Genomic DNA, 23,358 nt, shown 5'->3' with positions numbered 1-23,358 from the left:
TGGTTGATGGATCAACCCGGCAAGGTAGGATGGTTGACGTGGCGAAAGAACCGTGGCTCGGGGACGACGAGCAGAAGGCGTGGCGCAGCTATCTGCTGATGTGGAAGCTGCTGGAGACGCACGTGGCCCGGCACCTGCAGCGCGAGTACGGGCTGTCGGCGTCGGACTTCGAGATCCTGGTCAACCTGTCGGAGGCTCCGACCGGGCGGATGCGCGCGTTCGAGCTGGGTGAGGCGACCCAGTGGGAGAAGAGCCGGATGTCGCACCACCTGACCCGGATGGAGAAGCGCGGGCTGATCGCGAAGGTCGCCTGTGACGCGCGCTACCCGGAGATCGCGATCACCGAGCAGGGCCTGGAAGCGATCCGGGCCTGCGCGCCGGCGCACGCCGCGCTGATCCGCGAGCTGGTCGTCGACACGCTCGGGACTGATCGCCTGGTCTCGCTCGGCGACGCCGGTGCCGAGGTGGCGACCGCGATCGAGAAGCACCGCCAGACCACCTGTCCGCCGGAGGTCCGCGGCGAGTACTGACCGACCCTGCTGAGAGGCGCTCTCAGCAGAGTCTCAGCAGGACTTGATCGGGCCTTGAGGTTCTCTTGGCGTGCGCCTGAGCCGATGGCCGCGAAGCTGCGGTCATGGTCACCACAGGAGTCCCTCACCTCGCCCGCACCCGCTGGCTACGGCGCGCAGGTACCGCCGCCGTCGCGACCGCCGTACTGGGCCTTGGCGGCACCGGCCTGGCGGTCGCCGTACTGACAGCACGCCAGCCAGACCCCTCCGGCGTCAGCAACACTTCCGGTACGACGGCCAGCAGCCCAAGCGACAACCAGGGCACCACCGGCGACCAGAGCACGGGCGGACTCGGCCAGGCCGACCAGGACGCCCCGGCGCAGGGCGGGAGCCACGGCTCATGACCGCCACCCGTACCTGGACGGCCTGGAGCTGCACGGTCCGCCTGACCGTCGAGGACCCCGCCGCGCTCTCCCCGGCCTGCGGAGCCCTCAAGGCGCTCATGGACCGAGTCGACAAGGCCGCCAGCCGGTTCCGCAGCGACTCCGAGTTGTCCACCCTGAACCAGCGCGCCGGCCAGATGGTCCCGGTCTCCCGCCTCCTGGTCGACCTCGTCGACGTCAGCCTGGTCGCCGCCTCCCTCAGCGGTGGCGCAGTCGACCCCACGGTCGGCGCGGCAGTCATAGCGGCCGGCTACGACGACGACATCGAGGAGGTCCGCCGCCACACAGCGCCTGACCTCATCCCACCGACGGTGCCCGGCTGGCAGCGCGTGCAGCTCAACCGCAAGCAGGCCCTGGTCGGCATCCCCGAAGGCACCGCACTGGACCTCGGCGCGACCGCCAAGGCCTGGACCGCCGACCGCGCCGCACTGGTCCTCAGCAAGCGCTACGACTGCGCAGTGCTGGTCGAGATCGGGGGAGACCTCCGCGCTGCCGGTACGCCGGCTGAACCGTGGGTCATCAAGGTCGCCGAACGCGAAGGCGACCCAGCCGTCGCCGTCACCCTCGCGCACGGCGGCCTGACCACCTCCACCCGTACGGCGCGCACCTGGGAGACGGAGACCGGCACAGCCCACCACGTCATCGACCCGCGCACCGGCCGGCCCGCAGACGGCCCGTACCGCACAGCCTCTATCTGGGCGCCCACTGCCGTACGAGCGAACACCTTCAGCACGGCGATCATCGCCACCGGTGAAGCCGCGCTGGGCCGACTCACCTTGGCCCGCCACCCGGCACGCCTCGTGGACGCCGACGGCGAGGTCACTGAGCTCGCCGGCTGGCCCGCAGCGAGCAGGGCCGCCTGATGACCCTCTGGTACCTGGCCCGAGCCGCCGGAGTCACTGCCCTGGTCCTCTTCACCGTCGCAGCCGCGCTCGGGCTCCTCGCAGCAGGCGGACGCAAGCCGGAGCAGCGCTTCTGGCTCCAGTACGTCCATCGCTCGGCCTCCGCGACCGGCCTGGTCCTCCTCGGCACCCACGTCATCGCAGTACTAACTGACGCGCACGTGGACATCAGTACGTCGGCTCTGATCCTCCCGTTCACCTCCGGCTACCGCCCCTTCGCCATCACCGTCGGAGTGCTGGCCCTGTACGCCGTACTGCTGGCAGCCGTCGTCGGCGCAGCCCGTGGCCGCTTGGCCCGCTTCCACGCCTTCACCAAGCGCTGGCGCCCGATCCACGTCGCCGCTTCCGTCGGCTGGCTCCTGTCGATCGGCCACAGCCTGCTCGCCGGCACCGACCGCGGTACGCCCTGGATGCTCGCGCTCACCTTGGCCTGCCTGGCCGCAGTAGGCGCAGCAGCCGCAGTCCGCCTCACCAGCCGCACAGCCAGAGCCAGTACGCCACTCAACCTCGCCCGAGCCGGGAGAACCCGATGACCATCCTTCAGGAGATCCCGCAGCAGCTCCTGGTGATCGGTGAAGCGCGCCTGCTCGCCGGACTCGACAGGGGCCGAGCTGACCTCGTCCGCCACCTCTGGACCCACGGCGAGCAGCCACAGCTGACCAGGGAGGCCTACGCCGCTCTCGCCGAGGAGGCAGGCCTCAAAGGCCGAGGCGGAGCAGGCTTCCCGGTCACTCGGAAGCTCGCCGACCTCCCGGCCCAAGGCATCGAGGCCGTAGTCGTCAACGGTTCCGAGAGCGAACCGGTCAGCCGCAAGGACCGCCTCCTCCTCACCCTGGCGCCCCACTTGGTCCTCGACGGAGCCACCGGCCTGGCCCGAGCACTCGGAGCGCACCGAGTCGTCGTCGCCGTCCACGACGCCACCGCCGCAGCATCTCTCCGGGCAGCTCTCGCCGAGCGCGTCACCGACGAGGCAGAACACCGCTACCGCAGCGACGGCCTCGACATCCAGATCGCCGACACTCCAGGCCGGTTCGTCGCCGGCGAAGCGCGCGCGGTTCTCAGCATCCTCGGTGGCGGCCCGGCAGTCCCGCCCGGTCGGCGTACTCTGCCAACCCGCCAAGGCCTCGACGGCCGACCGACGTTCCTCTCGAACGTCGAGACCTTCGCGCAGCTCGCCGTACTCGCCCGACTCGGCTCCCGCCAGTTCAGCGCCACCGGCCTCCGCGGTGAACCCGGCACCCAGCTCCTCACGATCGCCGGTGCCGTCCAGCGCCCCGGCGTACTGGAGACTCCCACCGGCATCCCGCTGGACACCGTCCTGCAGTACGCCGGTGCGGAGCCCGGTCCGGTGCTCGTCGGCGGCTATCACGGCCGTTGGCTGCCACAGACCGACGGCGTCACCCTCAGCCGTCCACAGGTCTCAGCCGGCATCGTCCTGGCTCTGGGCTCGACCACCTGTCCGCTCGGCGAGGTACACCGCGTCGCTCAGTGGCTGGCGAGCCAGTCAGCCGGTCAGTGCGGCCCCTGCCTGTTCGGACTCGGTGCACTGGTCGACGACTTCGCCCGACTCCTCCAAGGCGACCCCACCGGCTGGCAGGACGCGCAACGCCATCTCGGGCTGGTCCCGGGCCGAGGGGCGTGCGCACACCCCGACGGCTCGGCCCGTTTCCTGGCATCGGCGCTGGAAATCTTCACCGACGACCTCCAGCGGCACCTGACCACCGGCACGTGCGGCCGCGCCGTACAGGGTGTCCTGCCTGTTCCGGGAGGTGCGTGGTGACCGAGCACCAGCTGGAGATCGACTGGACCCGCTGCGACGCCCACGGCCTCTGCGCCACCTTGCTGCCCGACGACGTCACTCTCGACGAGTGGGGCTTCCCGGTTCTCCGGGGCCGCCGCGTCACTCCGAGTGAGCTGACGAACGCCCGCCGCGCAGTACTGGCCTGCCCGGCCCTGGCCCTGCGGCTGCAACGGAGCTGAGCCCCGCAGGTCCAGCTGTTAAACGTGACTCGTAAGGCACCCGAAAGGACCGTCCCCCCATCACACCAGTGACCGAAGTGGACTAATCTCTGAGGGACCGCACAAAGGCGTGCGGCCGGGCGCTCGGAGCGCTGAAATCACGTGTGGAACGGTGGGGAATGCAGAGCAAGCTGGACGTCCAGAAGGCCGATGTGCTCGCCAAGGCAGTGGCTGCGGGATCGCACGGGCACGACAAGTCGGTGGACCCCGGGAAGCTGAGGAGCTTCCTGGAGCGGTACTACCGGTACGTCGCCGCCGAGGACGTGGCCGAGCGGCAGCCGCAGGACTGCCTGGGCGCCGCCAAGCACCACTACAAGTCGGCCACCTCGCGCCCGCAGGGCACGGCCAAGGTGCAGGTCTTCACGCCGACGGTGGAGGAGCACGGCTGGTCGGCGAACGGGCGGACGGTCGTCGAGATCGTGGTCGACGACATGCCGTTCCTGGTCGACAGCGCCGCGATGGTGGTCACCGACCGCGGCCTGGAGCTGCAGCTGCTGATCCACCCCCAGTTCGTCGTACGCCGTGACGTCGCCGGCACGCTGCAGGAGGTCCTGGACGACGCCAGCTCGCCGGACGCGCACGACCTGGTCCGCGAGAGCTGGATGCACCTCGAGGTCGAGCGGATCGCCGACCCGGCCGAGCACCGCGAGCTGGAGAAGGCGCTGCAGCGGGTCCTCGGTGACGTCCGCGAGGCCGTCGAGGACTGGCCGAAGATGCACGAGAAGGCCGTCGGCATCGCCAACGACCTGGCCGAGAAGGGCGCGAGCCTGCCGGTCGGCGCGACCGAGGTCGAGGAGGCCCGCGAGCTGCTGGAGTGGCTCGCCGACGAGCACTTCACGTTTCTCGGCTACCGCGAGTACGCGTTCACGATGCGCGGCGACCAGGGCGTCCTGCGCGGCGTACCGGGGACCGGCCTGGGCATCCTGCGGCCCGACCCGGCCCAGGGCGAGAACGCCGGGCTGCTGCCGCCGGAGGTGAGCGCCAAGGCCCGCGAGAAGAAGCTGCTGATCCTCACCAAGGCGAACTCGCGCTCCACGGTGCACCGCTCGACGTACCTGGACTACGTCGGCATCAAGTCGTTCGACGAGAACGGCGAGCCGGTCGCCGAGCGCCGCTTCATCGGGCTGCTGTCGTCCACGGCGTACACCGAGAGCGTCATGCAGGTCCCGGTCCTGCGGCGCAAGGCGCTGGAGCTGTTCCGCCTGACCGGCTTCGACCCGAACAGCCACAGCGGCAAGGGCCTGCTCGACGTCCTGGAGACCTACCCGCGCGACGAGCTGCTGCAGGCTCCGGTTGAGGACTTGCTACCGATCGTGCAGACCGTGCTGCACCTGCAGGAGCGCCGCGCGGTCAAGCTGTTCGTACGGCGTGACGTCTACAACCGCTACCTGTCCTGCCTGGTCTACCTGCCGCGTGACCGCTACACCACCGCGGTCCGGCTGAAGATGCAGCAGATCCTCAAGGACGCGATCGGCGCCGACTCGGTGGACTACGCCGCGCACGTGACGGAGTCCGTGCTGGCCCGGGTGCACTTCGTGGTCCGGATGAAGCAGGGCCAGACGGTCGGCGAGTACGACGCCGAGCTGCTCGAGCAGCGGGTGGTCGAGGCGACCCGCGCCTGGCAGGACGACTTCGCCGTGGCGCTGCACGCGCTCGGCGGCGACGGCGCCGTCACCCGGCTGAACAACCAGTACGCCGGCGCGTTCCCGGAGGCGTACAAGGAGGACTTCGACGCCCGCGTCGCGGTCAAGGACGCCACGGTCCTGGACCAGCTTCCGGCCGAGAACGGGCTGGCGATGTCGCTGTACTCGCCGATCGACCAGCAGTGGCCGGGCGAGCGGCGGTTCAAGGTCTACCGGACCGGGTCGCCGCTGTCGCTGTCACAGGTGCTGCCGCACCTGACCCACATGGGCGTCGAGGTGATCGACGAGCGCCCGTACGAGATCCGCCGACCCAACGGCACGGCGTACATCTACGACTTCGGCCTGCGGGCGCCGGCGGAGTCGGAGGAGCGCGAGGAGCTGCGGGCGCTGTTCTCCGACACGTTCCGCGCGGTCTGGGACGGCCGGGCCGAGTCCGACAAGCTGAACGCGCTGGTCCTGCGCGGCAACCTGAGCTGGCGGCAGGTCTCGATCCTGCGCGCCTACCAGCGCTACATCCGCCAGGGCGGTACGCCGTTCAGCCAGGACTACATCGAGAACACCTTCCTGAACCACGTCGACATCGCGGGCCTGCTGGTCCAGCTGTTCGAGGCCTGCTTCGACCCTGCCCGCGGTGCTGCTGACGATCCGGTACGCCGTGAGTCGATCTCCCAGCTGGAGAAGGAGATCGGCGCCGCGCTGGACACGGTGAAGAGCCTGGACGAGGACCGGATCCTGCGGTCCTACCTGACCGTGATCAAGGCGACCCTGCGGACCAACTACTACCAGCCCGGCCCGGACGGGGAGCCGCGCGGCTACATCAGCTTCAAGCTCGAGCCGAAGGCGATCCCGGACCTGCCGCAGCCGCGGCCGGCGTACGAGATCTTCGTGTACTCGCCGCAGGTCGAGGGCGTGCACCTGCGCTTCGGCGCGGTCGCGCGCGGTGGCCTGCGCTGGTCGGACCGGCGCGAGGACTTCCGCACCGAGGTGCTCGGCCTGGTCAAGGCGCAGATGGTGAAGAACTCCGTGATCGTGCCGGTCGGCGCGAAGGGCGGCTTCTACGCCAAGCAGTTGCCTGACCCGCTGGCCGATCGTGACGCCTGGATGGCCGAGGGCATCGCGTCGTACAAGACGTTCATCTCGGGACTGCTCGACATCACCGACAACATCGTCGCCGGCGAGATCGTCCCGCCGCGCGACGTCGTCCGGTACGACGGCGACGACGCGTACCTGGTCGTGGCCGCGGACAAGGGAACCGCGACGTTCTCCGACATCGCGAACGGGGTCGCCAAGGAGTACGGCTTCTGGCTCGGCGACGCGTTCGCCTCGGGCGGTTCGGTCGGGTACGACCACAAGGCGATGGGCATCACCGCCCGCGGCGCGTGGGAGTCGGTCAAGCGGCACTTCCGCGAGATGGGTCACGACTGCCAGAACGAGGACTTCACCGTCGTCGGCGTCGGCGACATGTCCGGTGACGTGTTCGGCAACGGCATGCTGCTGTCGGAGCACATCCGGCTGGTCGCGGCGTTCGACCACCGGCACATCTTCCTCGACCCGGCGCCCGACGCGGCGTCGTCGTTCGTGGAACGGCGGCGGCTGTTCGAGCTGCCGCGCTCGTCGTGGGCCGACTACGACACCGCGCTGATCTCGGCCGGTGGTGGCGTCTACCCGCGCACGGACAAGGCGATCCCCATCTCGCCCGAGGTCCGCGCCGTGCTCGGCCTGGAGGGCAGCCCGGCGACGCTGACGCCGGCCGAGCTGATGCAGGCGATCATCAAGGCGCCGGTCGACCTGTTCTGGAACGGCGGTATCGGCACCTACGTGAAGGCCGCGTCGGAGACGCACGCCGACGTCGGCGACAAGGCCAACGACGCGATCCGGATCAACGGCGCCGACCTGCGCGCCCGCGCGGTCGGCGAAGGCGGCAACCTCGGTTTCACCCAGCTCGGCCGGATCGAGTACGCCGCCGCCGGTGGCCGGATCAACACCGACTTCATCGACAACGTGGCCGGCGTGGACACCTCCGACCACGAGGTGAACATCAAGATCCTGCTCGACAAGGTCGTCGCCGACGGCGACCTGACCGAGAAGCAGCGCAACGACGTGATCGCGTCGATGACCGAGGAAGTCGGCACGCTGGTCCTGAAGAGCAACTACCGGCAGAACATCGGCCTGGCCAACGCGTCCGCGCAGGCCGCCGCGCTGATGCACGTCCACCAGGACTGGGTCCGCCGGCTGGAGAAGCAGGGCCTGCTGGACCGGGAGCTGGAGTTCCTGCCGAGCGTCGCGGAGTTCAAGCGGCGCAAGGCCGAAGGGCGTGGGCTGACCTCGCCGGAGCTGTCGGTGCTGATCGCGTACACGAAGATCGTGCTCGAGGCCGAGCTCCTGAAGACCTCGTTGCCCGACGACGACTTCCTGTCGAACAAGCTGGTCAGCTACTTCCCGCGGGCGATCCAGGAACGCTTCGCCGAACCGATGAAGTCGCACCAGCTGCGCCGCGAGATCATCACCACCCAGGTCGTCAACGAGTTCGTCAACTCCTCGGGCATCACCGCTTTCCACCGGCTCTCCCTGGAGACCGGCGGCACCGCCGAGGACGTCGTACGGGCCAACCTGGCGGCGTCGCGGATCTTCGCGCAGCCGGACCTGCTGGCCCTCAACGCCGACCTCGACAACGTCGTCGACGCCGAGACCCAGACCCGGATGCGCCTCGAGACCCGCACCCTGGTCGAACGCGCCACCCGCTGGCTGGTCAGCAACCGGCGCCCCCCGATGGACATCGCCGAGCTGATCGAGTACTTCACGCCCGGCATCGCCAAGCTCACGACGGCCCTGCCCGAGGTCCTCCGCGGCCGCGAGCTCGCCCTCTTCGAACATCGCCGCCAGGCCCTGGTCGACAAGGGCGTCCCCGCCGACTTCGCCACCCGGATCGCCGTCCTGCCCCCGGCGTACGCCGGCCTCGGCATCGTCGAAACCGCCGAACGTGACGACCTCGACATCCTCGAGGTCGCCAAGGTCCACTTCGCCCTCGGCGAGCGCCTGCAACTGGGCCGTTTCCTGGAGCGCATCGTGGCGCTCCCGCGCACCGACCGCTGGCAGACCATGGCCCGGGCCGCCCTACGGGACGACCTCCACACCGTCCACGCCCGCCTCACCGCCCAGGTCCTCGCCACCACCGACCCCACCGCCGAACCCGAGGACCGAGTCATCTCCTGGCAGGACCAGAACGAAGCAGCCCTGTCCCGAGCAGCCACCATGCTCGAAGAAATCGTAGAGACCGAAGGCCCAGAACTGGCCCACCTCTCAGTAGGCCTCCGCCTGGTCCGAACCCTGATGGTCAACCAGGCCTAGTACGCCGTACGCGTGGTGGGCCGGTCCTCACGAACCCGGCCCACCTGCAAGTGTCGACAGCCGTGCGCCGCCTGGAGATCGACGCGTTGCTGGAGATCCTGCACCGGAGTCAGTTGGTGGAGGGTGGGAGCGGCTGCTGCTTGTCGGCCGGCAAGTCTGCAGCTAGTCGAACCGGGTCGGCGTGTCCGCGATCCCCGCCTCGCATGGCGAGCGGTCGGTGGGCCGGGCGGACGTGCTGATGCCGCCGGTTAGCTAGCGGCGTGTGACCGCCGCCCGCACGCCGCGGAGGGTGCGGAGCGCTGAGGGGAGCGCGCCGCCCAGGTGAAGCCAGAGTTGGGTCCTCAAGCCCAGCAGCGAATACGGCGACCGGTCGTGGGACTCGCACAGATCCGAAATCAATAGCCAAGGCGTAGCGCCGGCGGCGAACAAGGGGATCGCGTAGTAGACCTCGCGACTGCCGAGCAGCTCGAAAGCCCAGCACAGGACGACGACCGGGACGGCAACGACCGAGGCGAGGTAGAAGATCGCGTAGACCTTGTCGCCAGTACCAACCTCGGTAGGGTCCTCACGTTCGGCCAGCATCTCGGCGATCTCGCGATCGGAGCGCACGGGAAACCATTCCTGTCCACGCAGCCGCACCCGCTGGCGACCGCGCTCACGTTCACCGTGCGAGCGTGACCGCCCACGCAGCCGCACCCGCTGGCGACCGCGCTCACGTTCACCGTCCGAGCGTGACCGCCCACGCAGTTGCACCCGTTGGCGACCGCGCGCGCGTTGTCCTCCCAAGGGTCTGATGTCCTCTTCATCCGCCAGCCGCCGTGGTGGATCACCGGCGTCGTCTGTCGACCGTGGTAGCGGACTGCTGGCGTCGCGTGTCGGCTCGGGCGGCGGACTACCGGCGTCGGGTGTCGGCTCGGGCGGCGGACTACCGGCGTCGCGTGTCAGCGAACTGCCGGCGTCGCTCGGCGGCTGGGGCGTACCGCCGAGGTCGCTTGCCGGTGCGTCGCCGCCAGGTGGGCGACGGTCTGTCCGGTCGGGTTGCCGCCCTTGGGAATCGGGCGGTTGGCGGCTGTTGGGTGGCGTCGGGTCGGGCTGAGGGGTGCTCACCGGTCGGAGACGATGACTTCTACGGAGTACTGGTCGGCTCGGTAGCAGTGGTCGCCGAACTCGACGGCTGAGCCGTCGGCGTCGTAGGCGCTGCGGGTCATGGTGACCAGGGGTTCGGCCTTCGACATGTGCAGGGTGCGGCGTTCCTCGGCGGAGGCGTTGCGGGCGCCGATGCGCTGGCGGGCGACCGTGGGGCGGATGCCTCGGGCTCGGAGGACGGCGTACAGGCCTTCGGTGGTGAGTTGCTCCTGGGTGAGGTCGTTCATTGCTGGGGGCAACCAGTTCCGCATGATCGCGAGCGGGACGTCGCCGGCGTAGCGGAGGCGGACGATCGCGACCAGCGGCGTACCGGGCGGCAGACCCAGGGCCTCGGCGGCTCGGTCGTCGTGCGCCGCGCAGTTGAGGGAGAGGACCTCGGTACGCGGCGTGCGGCCTTCGCGTTCCAGGTCGTCGTACAGGCTGGTGAGCTCCGCCTTGCGGTGGACCATTTGGTTGGCGACGGTCGTGCCGATACCGCGGCGACGGACCAGGAGGCCTTTGTTGACCAGTTCGGAGATCGCTCGCCGGACGGTCGGTCGCGACAGGCTCAGGCGGTCCGACATCGCGATCTCGTTCTCGAACGGGTCGCCGGGGCGCAGCACCCCGTCGGTGATGGCAGCCGTCAGTTGCTCGGCGAGCTGGTGGTACAGCGGCACCGGGCTGGTCCGATCGATCTGAATCGGCAGGGCGGCCATGGGCGGATGGTACAGGAGGAAGGTGTGAATGTGCCGACGTGAAAATGTGCTTACAAAGTATTGACTCTCCTTGGTCGGCCCGGAAAGCTGGGCACGGCAATCGGCGCGGACGACCGGCGAGCGGCGGACGACCGGCGAGCGGCGGACGACCGGCGAGCGGCGGACGACCGGCGAGCGGCGGACGACCGGCGAGCGGCGGACGACCGGCGAGCGGCGGGGTGCGAGCGCGTGCTGACGCCGGTCTGCTGCCGCAGGGGCGAATCAGGTGACGACGAGAGGGCGGCCGCGGATGCGGATCGGGTTGGTCGGGGTTGGGCGGATCGGCGCGTTTCACGCCGCGACGTTGAAGGGGCTGCCGGCGGTCGAGCAGGTGGTGATGGCCGACGCGGACCCGAGCCGGGCCGAGCTGACCGCCAAGGAACTCGGGGCCGAATTCGCGCCCGACGTCCCGGCGCTGCTGACGAGCGGGATCGACGGGCTGGTCATCGCCGCCGCGACCTCCGCGCACGCCGAGCTGATCGAGGCCGCTGTCGCCGCGGGCATCGCGACCTTCTGCGAGAAGCCCGTCGCGCTCGACCTCGCCGAGACCCAGCGGGTCGTCGAACTGGTCGAGGGCTCCGACGTCCCGGTGCACATCGGCTTCCAGCGCCGCTTCGACGCCGGCTACCAGGCCGCCGCTCAGCAAGTCCGGTCCGGCGAGCTCGGCTTCATCCACCACATCCGGGCGAACACCAACGACGCCTTCCCTCCGCCCGCCGGGTACATCCCGACCAGCGGCGGGTTCTTCCGCGACTGTACGGTCCACGACTTCGACATCATCCGGTACGTCACTGGCCGCGAGGTGGTCAGCGTCTACGCGACCGGCGCCAATCGCGGTGAGGCCTTCTTCGGCGAGTACGGCGACGTCGACGCGGCCGCCGCGCTGCTCACGCTAGACGACAGCACCTTCGCCGCCGTCAGCGGAACCCGCTACAACGCGGCCGGTCATGACGTCCGTATGGAGGTGCTCGGCAGCCTCGGCTCGATCGCGGTCGGCCTGGACGAGCACACTGCCCTCCGCTCGATGGAAGCCGGCGTGACCTTCCCCGGCGGCGACCCGCACACCACCTTCATGGACCGCTTCCGCCCGGCGTACGTCGCCGAGCTGACCGCGTTCACCGAGGTCGTCGCCGGCACCCGCGACGTCCCGTGCACCGTCCGCGATGCCCTGCAGGCCTTCCGGATCGCCGATGCCTGCGAACTGTCCCGTTCTGAGAACCGCGTTGTCCTTCTGGAGGAGATCGGCCGATGAGTGACGTAGCTGCCCGGATCGCCGGAGCCCCGATCTCGTGGGGTGTCTGCGAGGTACCCGGCTGGGGCTGGCAGTACGACCCGGAGACGGTCCTGGCCGAGATGCGCGACGTTGGGATCGCGGCGACCGAGTTCGGGCCGGACGGCTTCCTGCCCGAGGACCCGGCGGAGAAGGCGAAGACGCTCGCGGACGTCGGGCTGCGGGCGGTCGGTGGGTTCGTGCCGGTGGTCCTGCACGAGCCGTCGCACGACCCGGTCCCCGAGGTCGCGCGGGCGCTGGAAGGGTTCGTCGCCGCAGGCGCCACGACTCTCGTGATCGCCGCTGCGACCGGGCAGGACGGTTACGACGACCGGCCGGTGCTTGACGATGCCGGCTGGTCCACGCTGCTTGCCAACCTCGACCGGCTGACCGAGGTCGCCGCAGCACAGGGCGTGCTCGCCACGATCCACCCGCACGTCGGCACGATGGTGGAGAACGCGGACGACGTACGCCGGGTGCTCGACGGATCGGCCATCGGTCTGACGCTCGACACCGGCCACCTGATGATCGGTGGCGTCGACCCGGTCGCGCTCACGCTGGAGCACACGGGCCGGATCAAGCACACCCACCTGAAGGACGTCGATGCGGCGTGGGCCGCGAAGGTCCAGTCCGGTGAGGTCGGCTACACCGAAGCCGTCCGAGAGGGCATGTACCGCCCGCTGGGTCAGGGCGACGTTGACTTGGCCGCCATCGTCGGTGCGCTGGAGTCGGCCGGCTACCAGGGTTGGTATGTCCTCGAGCAGGACACCATCCTCCAGTCGCGCCCGACCGACGAAGGTCCCGTCGTCGACGTGCGCTCGAGCATCGCTCACCTCCGCCACCTCGCAGGCGCAGCCGACGCCGCCGCGGCGAGCGGAGTGGCCGCCCGGGCCGAAGCGGTCGACGAGGCGAACGCGGGAGCCCCGAGCGTAGGGCCGATCGTGGGCGAAGCGGCAGACGGCGCCAGCCGGAGCAGTGCTGCTGACGGGGTGCGCACCGGTGCCGCGGGATCGGTCGAGGGCGGGGTGGTCTGATGGTGGACGACGTGCTGACGATCGGGCGGATCGGGGTTGATCTGTACCCGTTGCAAACGGGGACGCACCTCGAGGACGTCGAAAGCTTCGGGAAGTTCCTCGGCGGGAGTGCGACCAACGTCGCCGTGGCGGCGGCCAAGCACGGGCGCAAGGCGGCGGTGATCAGCCGGACCGGGAACGATCCGTTCGGCACGTTCATCCACCGGGCGCTTGGCGAGCTGAACGTCGACGACCGGTTCGTCACGCCGGTCGAGGGGCTGCCGACGCCGATCACGTTCTGCGAGATCTTCCCACCGGACAACTTCCCGCTGTACTTCTACCGGTTCCCGAAGGCGCCGGACCTCGTGATCAACCCCGACGAGCTGGACCTGCAGGCGATCAAGGACGCGAAGATCTACTGGTCGACCGTCACCGGCCTGTCCGCCGAACCTAGCCGCTCGGCTCACTTCGCCGCCTGGGAGGCGCGCGAACGCCGGCCGATCACCGTGCTCGACCTGGACTACCGGCCGATGTTCTGGGCGGATCCGAGTGAGGCACACGCGCAGGTCAGCAAGGCCCTCGAGTACTGCACGGTTGCCGTTGGCAACCGGGAGGAGTGCGAGGTCGCGGTCGGCGAGACCGATCCGGACAAGGCTGCGCAGGCGCTCCTCGACCGGGGGCTCGAACTGGCCGTCGTGAAGCAGGGGCCGAAGGGCACGCTGGCGCGGACGCGGGACGAACGGGTGGAGGTGCCGCCGTTCCCCGTCGAGGTGGTGAACGGGCTGGGCGCCGGCGACGGGTTCGGTGGGGCGCTTTGTCATGGTCTCCTCGCAGGGTGGCCGCTGGAGCGGATCATTCGGTTCGCGAACATCGCGGGGGCCGTCGTGGCGTCGCGGCTGGAGTGCTCGACGGCCATGCCGACCGAGGCCGAGGTCCTGGCTCTGATGGGTGAGGACGCATGAGCACGGAACATCTCGGAACCGGTGGAGTCGTGCCGGGAGACAGAGAGAAATCGAGTGCAGCGGCCGGCGGTGGAACGGATGCCGCGCGGCCCGCTGCTGTTGGCAACCCGACTGCAGCGGCAGGCGGCAAGTCCGAGGCTGCGGCGCTCGCCAGCGCTGGCGGACTGAGTACGGCGGCTGGCGGTCGGACCGAGGCTCCGGCGCGTGCCGCCGACGGGCCGAGCACCGCCGGGCGGTTGAGCGGGCCCGGTCCCCGGGGGCGCGGCTTCGAGTGGGGAGCCGGGACCGGCGTGGATCTGACCGAGTTGCGGGTCCGGCATCCGGAGCGGGTTGCTGAGGCTTGGCAGCAGCGCCGGCGGCGCGAACTGGTCGGCGAGGACGGGCGGCTGCTGATCGTCGCCGCGGACCACCCCGCGCGTGGTGCGTTGGGGGTACGCGATGACCGGATGGCGATGGCCAGCCGGCCAGGGCTGATCGAGCGGCTGTGCACTGCTCTGCAGCGGCCTGGTGTCGACGGCGTGCTCGCGACTCCGGACGTGCTGGAGGACTTGCTGCTGCTCGGAGCGCTGGAGGGCAAGGTTGTCGTCGGTTCGATGAACCGGGGTGGGTTGCAAGGTTCCTCCTTCGAGTTGGACGACCGGTTCACGGCGTACCGGTCGGCGGACGACATCGCTTCGCGCCGGCTGGACGGCGGAAAGATGCTGACCCGGATCTGCCTGGACGACCCGGGCACGGTGGCGACGCTGGAGAGCAGCGCGCAGGCCGTCACCGAGTTGGCCGAGCGCAAGCTGATGGCGATGGTCGAGCCGTTCTGGTCGACGCGGACCGACGGGCGGGTGAGCAACCTGCTGGACCCGGACTCGGTGATCCGGTCGGTGCACATCGCCGCCGGGCTCGGCGCGACCAGCGCGTACACGTGGCTCAAGCTGCCGGTGGTCGACGAGCTGGAACGGGTGATGGAGGCGACGACGCTGCCGACGTTGCTGCTCGGCGGCGATCCGACTGTCGCGCCCGAGGAAACCTATGCATCCTGGGGCAAGGCGCTGAGCCTGCCGTCCGTCCGCGGACTCGTCGTCGGCCGCGCGCTGCTCTTCCCGCCGGACGGCGACGTGGCCGCCGCAGTCGACCAAGCCGCCACGCTGGTGCACGGAGGTGCCGCATGACGAACACCACCAGGCAGATCCACGGAGGTACGCATGACTGAGTGGTTCAGACCGGCCGGGACCACCGCGCGCGACGGCTACGACCTGGTCGTCCGGCCCGGGGAGCAGGACTGGCACCACACAGGCCTGACCGTGCGGACGTTGCAGCCCGGACAGTCCGTCGAGTTCGACACCGGGGACTGCGAGTACCTGGTGCTCCCGCTGAGTGGCTCTGCCGAAGTGATCGTCGACGGCGAGACAGTGCCGCTCGGCGGCCGGGCGGACGTCTTCGCCAGTCCGACCGATCTCGCCTACGTCCCGCGCGGGACCACGGTGGCGGTCGTCAGCGCAGGCGGAGCCCGGATCGCCTTCCCACACGCCAAGGCCGCGAGTGACTACCCGTTCCGCCGGATCGGCACCGAGCAGGTGGAGACCGAGCTGCGAGGCGCCGGCGTCTCGTCCCGGCAGGTCCGCAACTTCGGCACGCCCGGCGTCCTCGAGGCCGACTCGATCATCGCCTGCGAGGTGCTCACGCCGGCCGGCAACTGGTCGTCGTACCCGCCGCACAAGCACGACGAGCACAAGCCGGGGAAGGAGAGTGTGCTCGAGGAGATCTACTACTTCGAGCTGCAGCTCTCCGAAGACGCGCCGGAAGATGTCAAGGGCAACGATCCGATCGGCTACCAGCGGGTCTACGGGACCGAGGACCGGCCGATCGACGTCCTGGCCGAGGTCCGTGACGGTGACCTCGTCCTCGTGCCGCACGGATGGCACGGCCCGGCGATGGCACCGCCCGGCTACGACATGTACTACCTCAACGTGATGGCCGGTCCGGGCACCGAACGCGCCTGGCTGATCAGCGACGACCCGCAGCACGGCTGGGTCCGGCAGCTGTGGGACCGTCAGCAGATCGATCCCCGCCTTCCGTTCGGCGACAAGTGACGGGCACGGCATGACCCCGGCAACGATCACCACAGTCAGCTTTGATCCGCGGCTACCTTTCGGAGGACAGCGATGACGGTACGTCTCACGGTCGCCCAGGCGCTGGTGCGATTCCTGAGCGTCCAGTACTCGGAGCGCGACGGCGAACGGCAGAAGCTCTTCGCCGGTTGCTTCGGCATCTTCGGGCACGGCAACGTGGCCGGTCTGGGCCAGGCGCTGCTGCAGGCCGAGCTCGAGGACCCGGCGGCCCTGCCGTACATCCTGGCTCGCAACGAGCAGGCCATGGTGCACAGCGCGTCCGCGTACGCGCGGGCCAAGGACCGCCTGCAGATCTACGCCTGCACGGCCAGCATCGGGCCCGGCTCGACCAACATGGTCACCGGCGCGGCGCTGGCGACCGTGAACCGGCTGCCGGTCCTGATCCTGCCCTCGGACGTCTTCGCCACCCGCGTGGCGTCGCCGGTGCTCCAGGAGTTGGAGAGCTTCTCGGCCGGTGACGTCTCGGTGAACGACGCCTTCCGCCCGGTCTCGAAGTACTTCGACCGGGTCTGGCGCCCCGAGCAGCTCCCGTCGGCACTGCTCAACGCGATGCGCGTGCTGACCGATCCGGTCGAGACCGGCGCGGTCACGATCGCACTGCCCCAGGACGTCCAGGCCGAGGCCTACGACTGGCCGGAGGAGCTGTTCGCCGAGCGGACCTGGTACGTCGCCAGGCCGTTGCCTGAAGCATCGATCATCGAGAAGGCGGCCGAGCTGATCCGCTCCGCCGAGCGCCCGTTGATCGTGGCCGGCGGTGGCGTCGCCTACTCGCAGGCGCAGGACGCACTGCGGTCCTTCGCGGAGGCGACCGGCATCCCGGTTGCGGAAAGCCAAGCAGGCAAGGGATCGCTGCGCTACGACCACCCGCAGTCGGTCGGCGCGGTGGGCTCGACCGGAACCACGGCAGCGAACGCGCTGGCCCGCGACGCCGACCTGGTGATCGGCATCGGGACCCGCTACGGCGACTTCACGACGGCGTCGCGGACGGCGTTCCAGAACCCGGACGTGAAGTTCGTGAACATCAACGTGGCGCGGTTCGACGGTGGTAAGCATGCTGGTCTCCCTGTGGTGGCTGACGCACGGGAAGCCCTTGTTTCGTTGGGCTCCGCGCTCGGCGGATGGTCCGTGCAGAGAAAGTACACGGATTCGGCCGTTGCACTGGCGAAGCAGTGGGACGAGGTTGTGGATAACCACTACAACCCGCCTGCGGACGTGACCGGAAAGCTCGCCGAAGGAGTGCTCACCCAGGGCCAGGTCCTCGGTGCCGTCAACGAATTGTCGGCGCCGTCTGATGTCGTTGTCTGTGCGGCCGGTTCGATGCCGGGCGACCTGCACAAACTCTGGCGGACCCGCGACCCGAAGGGCTACCACGTTGAATACGGCTACTCCTGCATGGGATACGAGATCGCCGGCGGTCTCGGTGTCCGCCTGGCGGCCCCGGACCGGGACGTCTTCGTCCTGGTCGGCGACGGGTCGTACCTGATGATGTCCAGCGAGCTGGTCACCGCCGTCCAGGAGAACGTGAAGATCATCGTCGTCCTGGTGCAGAATCACGGCTTCGCCTCGATCGGCGCGCTGTCGGAGTCCCTGGGCTCACAGCGCTTCGGTACGGCGTACCGCAAGCGCGGCGCGGACGGGCGGCTCGACGGCGACTACCTGCCGGTGGACCTCGCGGCCAACGTGCGCAGCTTCGGCGTCGACGTGATCGACGTGACGAGCCGCGACGAGCTGGAGAAGGCGATCCACACGGCGAAGGCCGCCGACGGACCGATCGCGATCCACGTCACGACCGATCCGCTGGTCGGTGCGCCGGACAGCGACGCGTGGTGGGACGTGCCGGTGAGCCAGGTCTCGGACCTCGACTCGACCCGCGCGGCCTCGGCGTCGTACGAGGAGTCGAAGAAGGCGCAGCGTCCCTACTACTCCCCGGTGGAAGGTCGATAGATGGGCAAGGTGACGATCGGCAGCGCACCCGACTCGTGGGGTGTGTGGTTCGCCGACGATCCGCGGCAGACGCCGTGGACCAGGTTCCTCGACGAGGTCGCCGAGGCCGGGTACACGAAGATCGAGCTGGGGCCGTACGGCTACCTTCCGACCGATCCCGCCGAGCTCAAGGACCAGCTGGACCGACGGGGACTCGAGGTCACCGCCGGTACGACGTTCGAGCACCTGCACCGCGAGGACTCGTTCGACTCGACCTGGCGCGACGTGGCGAAGACCGCCGAGCTGGCGGCCGCGATGGGTGCGAAGCACCTCGTCGTGATGCCGTCGATGTGGCGTGGCGACGACGGCGAGATCGTCGAACCGCGGCTGGATCACGAGGGGCAGGCTCGGCACGGCCGGCAGGTGACCGAGCTCGGGCGCCGGGTCTTCGAGGAGTACGGGCTGCGGACGCAGTTCCACCCGCACGCGGACGGGCACGTCGACACCCAGGACACCGTCGAACGGTTCCTGGCCGAGACCGACAGCGCGCACGTGAACCTGTGCCTCGACACTGGGCACATCAGCTACTGCGGAGGCGACAACCTCGAGCTGATCCGCAAGTACCCGGACCGCATCGGGTACGTCCATCTCAAGCAGGTCGACCCCGTCGTGCTCGCGCAGGCCCAGGCCGAAGGGATCAGCTTCGACGTGGCCGTGCAGCGCGGCGTCATGACGGAGCCGCCGGGCGGCGTACCGGAGCTGCCGCCGGTGCTGGAAGCCCTGGCCGGCCTGGACGTCGACCTGTTCGCGATCGTCGAGCAGGACCTGTACCCGGTGGCCCCGGACGTGCCGTTGCCGATCGCGCGACGCACCCTGGCGTACCTGAACAGCCACGGGGGTGGTGCATCCGCCTGACGGCCACGAGAGGATGCACTCTCTGGTCACTAGCAACGCCGCGGCGTCACCGCGGGGAACTCGGAAAGGCTGGTTGTGGTCATGGTTCGGTGGCAAAGGAAGGCCCAGCGCAGGGCCGTCGTCACCAGCGCGGCTCTCGCGCTGGTGCTCGCGGTGGGGGCCTGCAGCTCGTCCGGCGGCAAGCAGGAGGAGCAGAAGGCCGACGGCGGGTCGGGAAACGTGGCGACCACGCCGCGGATGAAGGTTGCCCTGATCACTCACTCCAAGCCGGGTGACACCTTCTGGGACATCGTCCGGCGTGGCGCCGAGGCGGCGGCGCAGAAGGACAACATCGAGCTGCAGTACTCCTCCGACCCCGACGGAGCGGCCCAGGCCAACCTCGTGCAGACCGCGATCGACTCCAAGGTCGACGGCATCGCGGTGACGCTGAACAAGCCCGACGCGGTGATCCCGAACGTGAAGAAGGCCGTCGCGGCCGGTATCCCGGTCACCGTGCTGAACGGCGGCCTGGACACTTGGAAGCAGTCCGGTGCGGTCGGCTACTTCGGCCAGGACGAGCGGATCGCCGGCGAGGCGACCGGTGAGAAGCTCAAGCAGCTCGGCGCCAAGAAGGTGCTCTGCATCGTGCACGAGCAGGGCAACGTCAGCCTCGAGGCCCGCTGCCAGGGCATCAAGGACAAGTTCGGAGCCGTCGAGAACCTGAACGTCGACGGCGCCGACCAGCCCGGCACGCAGGCGACGATCACCTCGAAGCTGCAGCAGGACAAGTCGGTCGACTACCTGGTGGGTCTGAACGCCGGCGTCACACTGACCGCGGTCCAGGCCGCCAAGGACGCCGGGTCCTCGGCCAAGATCGGCAGCTTCGACATGAGCAAGGAGATGGCCACGGCGGTCAAGGACGGCACCGTGCAGTTCGCCGTCGACCAGCAGCCGTACCTGCAGGGGTACCTGGCCGTCGACGCGATCTGGCTGGCCAAGACCAACGGCAACTCGATCGGTGGTGGCGAGGCCACGCTGACCGGGCCGTCGTTCGTCGAGAAGTCCAACATCGAGGCCGTCGAGAAGTACGCCGCGGCCGGGACCCGCTGAGGTCAGCGATGGCATCGACGATCGCGACCCCCGCCGACGCCGACGACCGCGTCTCGGCGCGCTCGATCGGCGCCCGGCTGCTCAGCCGCCCGGAGATCGGGTCGCTGGTCGGCGCGGCGGTGATCCTGGTGTTCTTCGTGATCACCGCGGAGCCGTTCCGGCAGATCAACAACACCGGGACGATCCTGTACCAGGCCGCGCTGATCGGGGTGATGGCCGTCCCGGTCTCGCTGCTGATGATCGGTGGCGAGTTCGACCTGTCGGCCGGTGTGGCGGTGACGACCAGCGGCCTGACCGCCGGCATCTTCGCCTACCAGTTCAGCGTCAACGTCTGGGTGGGGATGGCGGTCGCGCTCGTCTTCGCCCTGGCTATCGGCCTGTTCAACGGCTGGTTGCTGATGCGGACCGGGCTGCCGAGCTTCCTGGTCACGCTCGGCACGTTCTTCATCCTGCAGGGCCTGAACGTCGCGGTGACCCGGCTGACGTCGGGCGCCGTCGCGTCGAACTCGATCAGCGACATGGACGGGTTCAGCACGGCCAAGGCGGTATTCGCCTCGGAGTTCAAGCTGGGCGGCGTGACGATCAAGATCATCATCGTCTGGTGGATCGCGTTCGTCGCGATCGCCGCCTGGATGCTGCTGCGGACCAAGATCGGCAACTGGATCTTCGCCGTCGGTGGCGACGCCGCGTCGGCGCGGGCGGTCGGCGTACCGGTGAAGAAGGTGAAGATCGGGCTGTTCATGACGGTCGGGTTCTTCGCCTGGTTCACCGGGATGCAGCTGCTGTTCGTGCAGAACGGTGTCGTGCAGTCCGGTGAGGGCGTCGGCAAGGAATTCCTGTACATCATCGCCGCGGTGGTCGGCGGCTGCCTGCTGACCGGGGGCTACGGCTCCGTGGTCGGTGGCGCGGTCGGCGCGCTGATCTTCGGCATGGTGCAGCTCGGCGTCGTGTACGCCGGCTGGAACCCGGACTGGTTCAAGGCGTTCCTCGGCGCGATGCTCCTGCTGGCCACGATCGTGAACCTGGTCGTCAAGAACAAGGCGGACGCCCGATGAGCACGACGAAGAGCTTCGCCGGCGAGGCGAGCGCGAGCCCGACCACGCCGATCGTGCACCTGGAGGACGTGGGCAAGAGCTACGGCAACATCCAGGCGCTGCGCGGAGTGTCGCTGTCGGTCCGGCAGGGCGAGATCACCTGCGTGCTCGGCGACAACGGCGCGGGCAAGTCGACGCTGATCAAGATCATCGCCGGCCTGCACGACTACACCTCCGGCACGATGTCGGTGAACGGCGAGGAACGGCACTTCTCCTCGCCGCGGGAGGCGCTGGACAGCGGGATCGCGACGGTCTACCAGGACCTGGCGCTGGCGCCGCTGATGTCGGTCTGGCGCAACTTCTTCCTCGGCAACGAGCTCACCAAGGGCCCGTTCGGGGTGCTCGACTCGGCCCGGATGAAGCGGGTCGCGCAGGAGGAGCTGACCAAGATGGGGATCTCGGTCCCCAACCTGGAGCAACCGGTCGGGAAGCTGTCGGGCGGTCAGCGCCAGTGCGTCGCGATCGCGCGGGCGATCCACTTCGGCGCGAAGGTGCTGATCCTGGACGAGCCGACCGCGGCGCTCGGCGTGAACCAGTCGGGCGTGGTGCTGAAGTACGTCGTCAAGGCGCGCGACGCGGGGATCGGGGTCGTTTTCATCACCCACAACCCGCATCACGCGTACCTGGTCGGCAACCACTTCGTCATCCTCAAGCTCGGCCGGGTCGCGCTGGACACCCACCGGTCGGACATCACGCTCGAGCAGCTGACCACGGAGATGGCCGGCGGCTCGGAGTTGGAGGCGCTCAGCCACGAGCTGCGCGGCTTCGACCCGGAGCGGGTGGTCACGCCGCAGGACAAGTAGGAGCTGGTACGGCGGAAGCCGGTCGGCCTGAACGGGCCGACCGGAACCCGTCGGAGGAAGAAGGGGTCGGCAGCTAGCGCAACCGGCATCGGAGCAGGACGGTGGTTACCGGGGGACCGGTGATCACGGGAGGTGGAGCGGGGCGGTGGTTACCAGGGTGACCTGGCAAACGCCGGTGGTGGAGCAGGGCGGTGCCTACCAAGGACAGCTGGCAGGCGCCGGTGGTGGAGCGGGGCGGTGGACGCCGGGAGACCGGGGTCGCAGGAAGCGGTGCGGTGGTGATCGCCGGGAGCCGGCGGTCGCGGGAGTGCGGCGCGGGCAGTCGTCGTACAACGTCGTCAGAGAGTTGGTGGAGATGCAGGACCTGAGGATCGGGATCATCGGGGTCGGTCAGATGGGCGCCGATCATGCCGAGCGGGTGGTGCGACGGATCTCCGGTGCGCGCCTGGTCGCGGTCTCCGACCCGGACCTGCCGCGGGCGAACGCCCTGGCCGAGTCGCTGGGGGAGATCCGGGTGATCGAGGATCCGCTGGCGCTGATCGGGGACGCGGGAGTCGACGCGGTGATCATCGCGTCGCCGGGGTTCGCGCATGCCGAGCAGCTGATGGCCTGTCTGGAGCACGCGAAACCGGTGCTCTGCGAGAAGCCGCTGACGATGGACACCGAGTCCTCGCTACGCGTCGTCGAGGCCGAGCACAAGCTGGGCCGGCAGCTGATCCAGGTCGGTTTCATGCGCCGGTTCGACCCGGAGTACGCCGCGCTCAAGCAGCTGCTCGACTCCGGTGAGCTCGGCCGGACCCTGCTGCTCCACAACGTGCACCGCAACAAGTCCGTCCCGGACACCTTCCGCAGCGAGATGATCGTGCGCGACTCGCTCGTGCACGAGGTCGACGTCGCGCGCTGGCTGTTCGACGACGAGATCGCCCGGATCACCGTGCACGCGCCGAAGCCGACGAGCCTGGTCGCGAACGGCGCACTCGACCCGCAGCTCGCGATCTTCGAGATGGCCAACGGCGCGATCGCCGACGTCGAGGTGTTCGTGAACTTCCAGGTCGGGTACGAAGTGCGCTGCGAGGCCGTCGCGGAGAAGGGGAGCGCGACGATCGGCCTCGGCGTCGACGTCCTGACCAAGCGCGCGGGGCAGTGGGGCGGCGCCGTGCCGGAGGACTACCGGGTCAGGTTCGGTACGGCGTACGACGTCGAGGTGCAGCGCTGGGTGGACGCGACTCATCGGCGCGAGATCGATGGGCCGACCGCGTGGGACGGGTACGCCGCGGCGGCCGTCTGCACCGCGGGCATCCAGTCGTTGCAGGAGGGCCGGCCGGTCGAGGTCGAGATGGCCCGCAAGAGCGAGGTGCTCGGATGACCGACGCCCGAGCCGGTACCGAAGGCAGCGCGGCGAGCGCCCGAGCCCGTGCAGAC

20 protein-coding genes are annotated in these 23,358 nt (G+C 69.6%); 18 read left to right on the top strand and 2 right to left on the bottom strand.

Annotation, left to right across the window (positions count from 1 at the left end):
- Nucleotides 1–29: 29 nt before the first annotated feature.
- The 7 genes from ABD235_RS15340 (at nt 30) to ABD235_RS15310 (ending at nt 8,864) form a co-directional block, all read left to right on the top strand.
- Entirely contained in the window at nt 30–530 is a 501-nt protein-coding gene (locus ABD235_RS15340) for a MarR family winged helix-turn-helix transcriptional regulator (RefSeq protein WP_344174689.1), read from the top strand.
- A gap of 104 nt (nt 531–634) precedes the next feature.
- On the top strand, nt 635–913 hold the full coding sequence (locus ABD235_RS15335) for a hypothetical protein (RefSeq protein WP_344174687.1): 279 nt from the start codon (nt 635–637) through the stop codon (nt 911–913).
- Nucleotides 910–1,815, top strand: a complete 906-nt coding sequence (locus ABD235_RS15330) for an FAD:protein FMN transferase (RefSeq protein ID WP_344174685.1) — start codon at nt 910–912, stop codon at nt 1,813–1,815. The genes ABD235_RS15335 and ABD235_RS15330 overlap by 4 nt, the downstream gene beginning before the upstream one ends.
- Nucleotides 1,815–2,387: a hypothetical protein gene (locus tag ABD235_RS15325; protein WP_344174683.1), complete on the top strand. Its 573-nt coding sequence runs from the start codon at nt 1,815–1,817 to the stop codon at nt 2,385–2,387. The genes ABD235_RS15330 and ABD235_RS15325 overlap by 1 nt, the downstream gene beginning before the upstream one ends.
- The gene (locus ABD235_RS15320) at nt 2,384–3,634 is read left to right on the top strand and encodes an NADH-ubiquinone oxidoreductase-F iron-sulfur binding region domain-containing protein (protein ID WP_344174681.1); all 1,251 of its coding nucleotides are present in this window, start codon (nt 2,384–2,386) and stop codon (nt 3,632–3,634) included. The genes ABD235_RS15325 and ABD235_RS15320 overlap by 4 nt, the downstream gene beginning before the upstream one ends.
- The gene (locus tag ABD235_RS15315; RefSeq protein ID WP_344174677.1) at nt 3,631–3,834 is read left to right on the top strand and encodes a ferredoxin; all 204 of its coding nucleotides are present in this window, start codon (nt 3,631–3,633) and stop codon (nt 3,832–3,834) included. Before ABD235_RS15320 ends, ABD235_RS15315 begins: the two co-directional genes overlap by 4 nt.
- Nucleotides 3,835–3,992: 158 nt before the next feature.
- The gene (locus ABD235_RS15310) at nt 3,993–8,864 is read left to right on the top strand and encodes an NAD-glutamate dehydrogenase (protein WP_344174675.1); all 4,872 of its coding nucleotides are present in this window, start codon (nt 3,993–3,995) and stop codon (nt 8,862–8,864) included.
- 252 nt (nt 8,865–9,116) lie between these two features.
- On the opposite strand, the gene ABD235_RS15305 is transcribed toward ABD235_RS15310, so the two are convergent.
- Entirely contained in the window at nt 9,117–9,473 is a 357-nt protein-coding gene (locus ABD235_RS15305; protein ID WP_344174672.1) for a hypothetical protein, read from the bottom strand.
- Between the two features lie 494 nt (nt 9,474–9,967).
- The gene (locus tag ABD235_RS15300) at nt 9,968–10,705 is read right to left on the bottom strand and encodes a GntR family transcriptional regulator (protein WP_344174670.1); all 738 of its coding nucleotides are present in this window, start codon (nt 10,703–10,705) and stop codon (nt 9,968–9,970) included.
- Between the two features lie 265 nt (nt 10,706–10,970).
- On the opposite strand from ABD235_RS15300, the gene ABD235_RS15295 reads away from it, so the two are divergent.
- The 11 genes from ABD235_RS15295 to ABD235_RS15245 all read left to right on the top strand — a co-directional run bounded on the left by ABD235_RS15295 (nt 10,971) and on the right by ABD235_RS15245 (nt 23,302).
- Nucleotides 10,971–11,996, top strand: coding sequence for a Gfo/Idh/MocA family protein (locus ABD235_RS15295; protein WP_344174667.1), 1,026 nt, complete (start codon nt 10,971–10,973; stop codon nt 11,994–11,996).
- Entirely contained in the window at nt 11,993–13,048 is a 1,056-nt protein-coding gene (locus ABD235_RS15290) for a sugar phosphate isomerase/epimerase family protein (RefSeq protein ID WP_344174665.1), read from the top strand. The genes ABD235_RS15295 and ABD235_RS15290 overlap by 4 nt, the downstream gene beginning before the upstream one ends.
- Nucleotides 13,048–13,989, top strand: a complete 942-nt coding sequence (gene iolC / locus ABD235_RS15285) for a 5-dehydro-2-deoxygluconokinase (protein ID WP_344174663.1) — start codon at nt 13,048–13,050, stop codon at nt 13,987–13,989. The genes ABD235_RS15290 and iolC overlap by 1 nt, the downstream gene beginning before the upstream one ends.
- A gap of 290 nt (nt 13,990–14,279) precedes the next feature.
- Nucleotides 14,280–15,152, top strand: a complete 873-nt coding sequence (locus tag ABD235_RS15280) for a Cgl0159 family (beta/alpha)8-fold protein (RefSeq protein ID WP_344174661.1) — start codon at nt 14,280–14,282, stop codon at nt 15,150–15,152.
- Nucleotides 15,153–15,185: 33 nt separating this feature from the next.
- The gene (gene iolB / locus ABD235_RS15275; RefSeq protein ID WP_344174659.1) at nt 15,186–16,073 is read left to right on the top strand and encodes a 5-deoxy-glucuronate isomerase; all 888 of its coding nucleotides are present in this window, start codon (nt 15,186–15,188) and stop codon (nt 16,071–16,073) included.
- A gap of 72 nt (nt 16,074–16,145) precedes the next feature.
- Complete coding sequence (gene iolD / locus ABD235_RS15270; protein ID WP_344174657.1) at nt 16,146–18,056, top strand: 3D-(3,5/4)-trihydroxycyclohexane-1,2-dione acylhydrolase (decyclizing); 1,911 nt, start codon at nt 16,146–16,148, stop codon at nt 18,054–18,056.
- Entirely contained in the window at nt 18,057–18,950 is an 894-nt protein-coding gene (locus ABD235_RS15265) for a TIM barrel protein (protein WP_344174655.1), read from the top strand.
- Between the two features lie 81 nt (nt 18,951–19,031).
- Entirely contained in the window at nt 19,032–20,039 is a 1,008-nt protein-coding gene (locus ABD235_RS15260) for a substrate-binding domain-containing protein (protein WP_344174653.1), read from the top strand.
- Nucleotides 20,040–20,047: 8 nt separating this feature from the next.
- The gene (locus ABD235_RS15255) at nt 20,048–21,094 is read left to right on the top strand and encodes an ABC transporter permease (RefSeq protein WP_344174651.1); all 1,047 of its coding nucleotides are present in this window, start codon (nt 20,048–20,050) and stop codon (nt 21,092–21,094) included.
- The gene (locus ABD235_RS15250) at nt 21,091–21,936 is read left to right on the top strand and encodes an ATP-binding cassette domain-containing protein (RefSeq protein WP_344174649.1); all 846 of its coding nucleotides are present in this window, start codon (nt 21,091–21,093) and stop codon (nt 21,934–21,936) included. Before ABD235_RS15255 ends, ABD235_RS15250 begins: the two co-directional genes overlap by 4 nt.
- Before the next feature lie 355 nt (nt 21,937–22,291).
- Nucleotides 22,292–23,302: a Gfo/Idh/MocA family protein gene (locus tag ABD235_RS15245; RefSeq protein ID WP_344174646.1), complete on the top strand. Its 1,011-nt coding sequence runs from the start codon at nt 22,292–22,294 to the stop codon at nt 23,300–23,302.
- Nucleotides 23,303–23,358 lie beyond the last annotated feature (56 nt).

Source organism: Kribbella lupini, assembly GCF_039529595.1.
In the GTDB taxonomy this organism is placed as follows: Bacteria; Actinomycetota; Actinomycetes; order Propionibacteriales; family Kribbellaceae; genus Kribbella; species Kribbella lupini.
Note: the sequence above shows the minus strand (reverse complement) of the source record. Positions and strands in the feature narration are given on the sequence as shown.

Bases quoted from the DNA above. Each gene is read 5' to 3' on its own strand.
- ABD235_RS15340 (WP_344174689.1), top strand. From the start codon at position 30: ATGGTTGACGTGGCGAAAGAACCGTGGCTCGGGGACGACGAGCAGAAG.
- ABD235_RS15335 (WP_344174687.1), top strand. From the start codon at position 635: ATGGTCACCACAGGAGTCCCTCACCTCGCCCGCACCCGCTGGCTACGG.
- ABD235_RS15330 (WP_344174685.1), top strand. From the start codon at position 910: ATGACCGCCACCCGTACCTGGACGGCCTGGAGCTGCACGGTCCGCCTG.
- ABD235_RS15325 (WP_344174683.1), top strand. From the start codon at position 1,815: ATGACCCTCTGGTACCTGGCCCGAGCCGCCGGAGTCACTGCCCTGGTC.
- ABD235_RS15320 (WP_344174681.1), top strand. From the start codon at position 2,384: ATGACCATCCTTCAGGAGATCCCGCAGCAGCTCCTGGTGATCGGTGAA.
- ABD235_RS15310 (WP_344174675.1), top strand. From the start codon at position 3,993: ATGCAGAGCAAGCTGGACGTCCAGAAGGCCGATGTGCTCGCCAAGGCA.
- ABD235_RS15300 (WP_344174670.1), bottom strand. From the start codon at position 10,705: ATGGCCGCCCTGCCGATTCAGATCGATCGGACCAGCCCGGTGCCGCTG.
- ABD235_RS15290 (WP_344174665.1), top strand. From the start codon at position 11,993: ATGAGTGACGTAGCTGCCCGGATCGCCGGAGCCCCGATCTCGTGGGGT.
- iolC (WP_344174663.1), top strand. From the start codon at position 13,048: ATGGTGGACGACGTGCTGACGATCGGGCGGATCGGGGTTGATCTGTAC.
- iolB (WP_344174659.1), top strand. From the start codon at position 15,186: ATGACTGAGTGGTTCAGACCGGCCGGGACCACCGCGCGCGACGGCTAC.
- iolD (WP_344174657.1), top strand. From the start codon at position 16,146: ATGACGGTACGTCTCACGGTCGCCCAGGCGCTGGTGCGATTCCTGAGC.
- ABD235_RS15265 (WP_344174655.1), top strand. From the start codon at position 18,057: ATGGGCAAGGTGACGATCGGCAGCGCACCCGACTCGTGGGGTGTGTGG.
- ABD235_RS15260 (WP_344174653.1), top strand. From the start codon at position 19,032: ATGGTTCGGTGGCAAAGGAAGGCCCAGCGCAGGGCCGTCGTCACCAGC.
- ABD235_RS15255 (WP_344174651.1), top strand. From the start codon at position 20,048: ATGGCATCGACGATCGCGACCCCCGCCGACGCCGACGACCGCGTCTCG.
- ABD235_RS15250 (WP_344174649.1), top strand. From the start codon at position 21,091: ATGAGCACGACGAAGAGCTTCGCCGGCGAGGCGAGCGCGAGCCCGACC.
- ABD235_RS15245 (WP_344174646.1), top strand. From the start codon at position 22,292: ATGCAGGACCTGAGGATCGGGATCATCGGGGTCGGTCAGATGGGCGCC.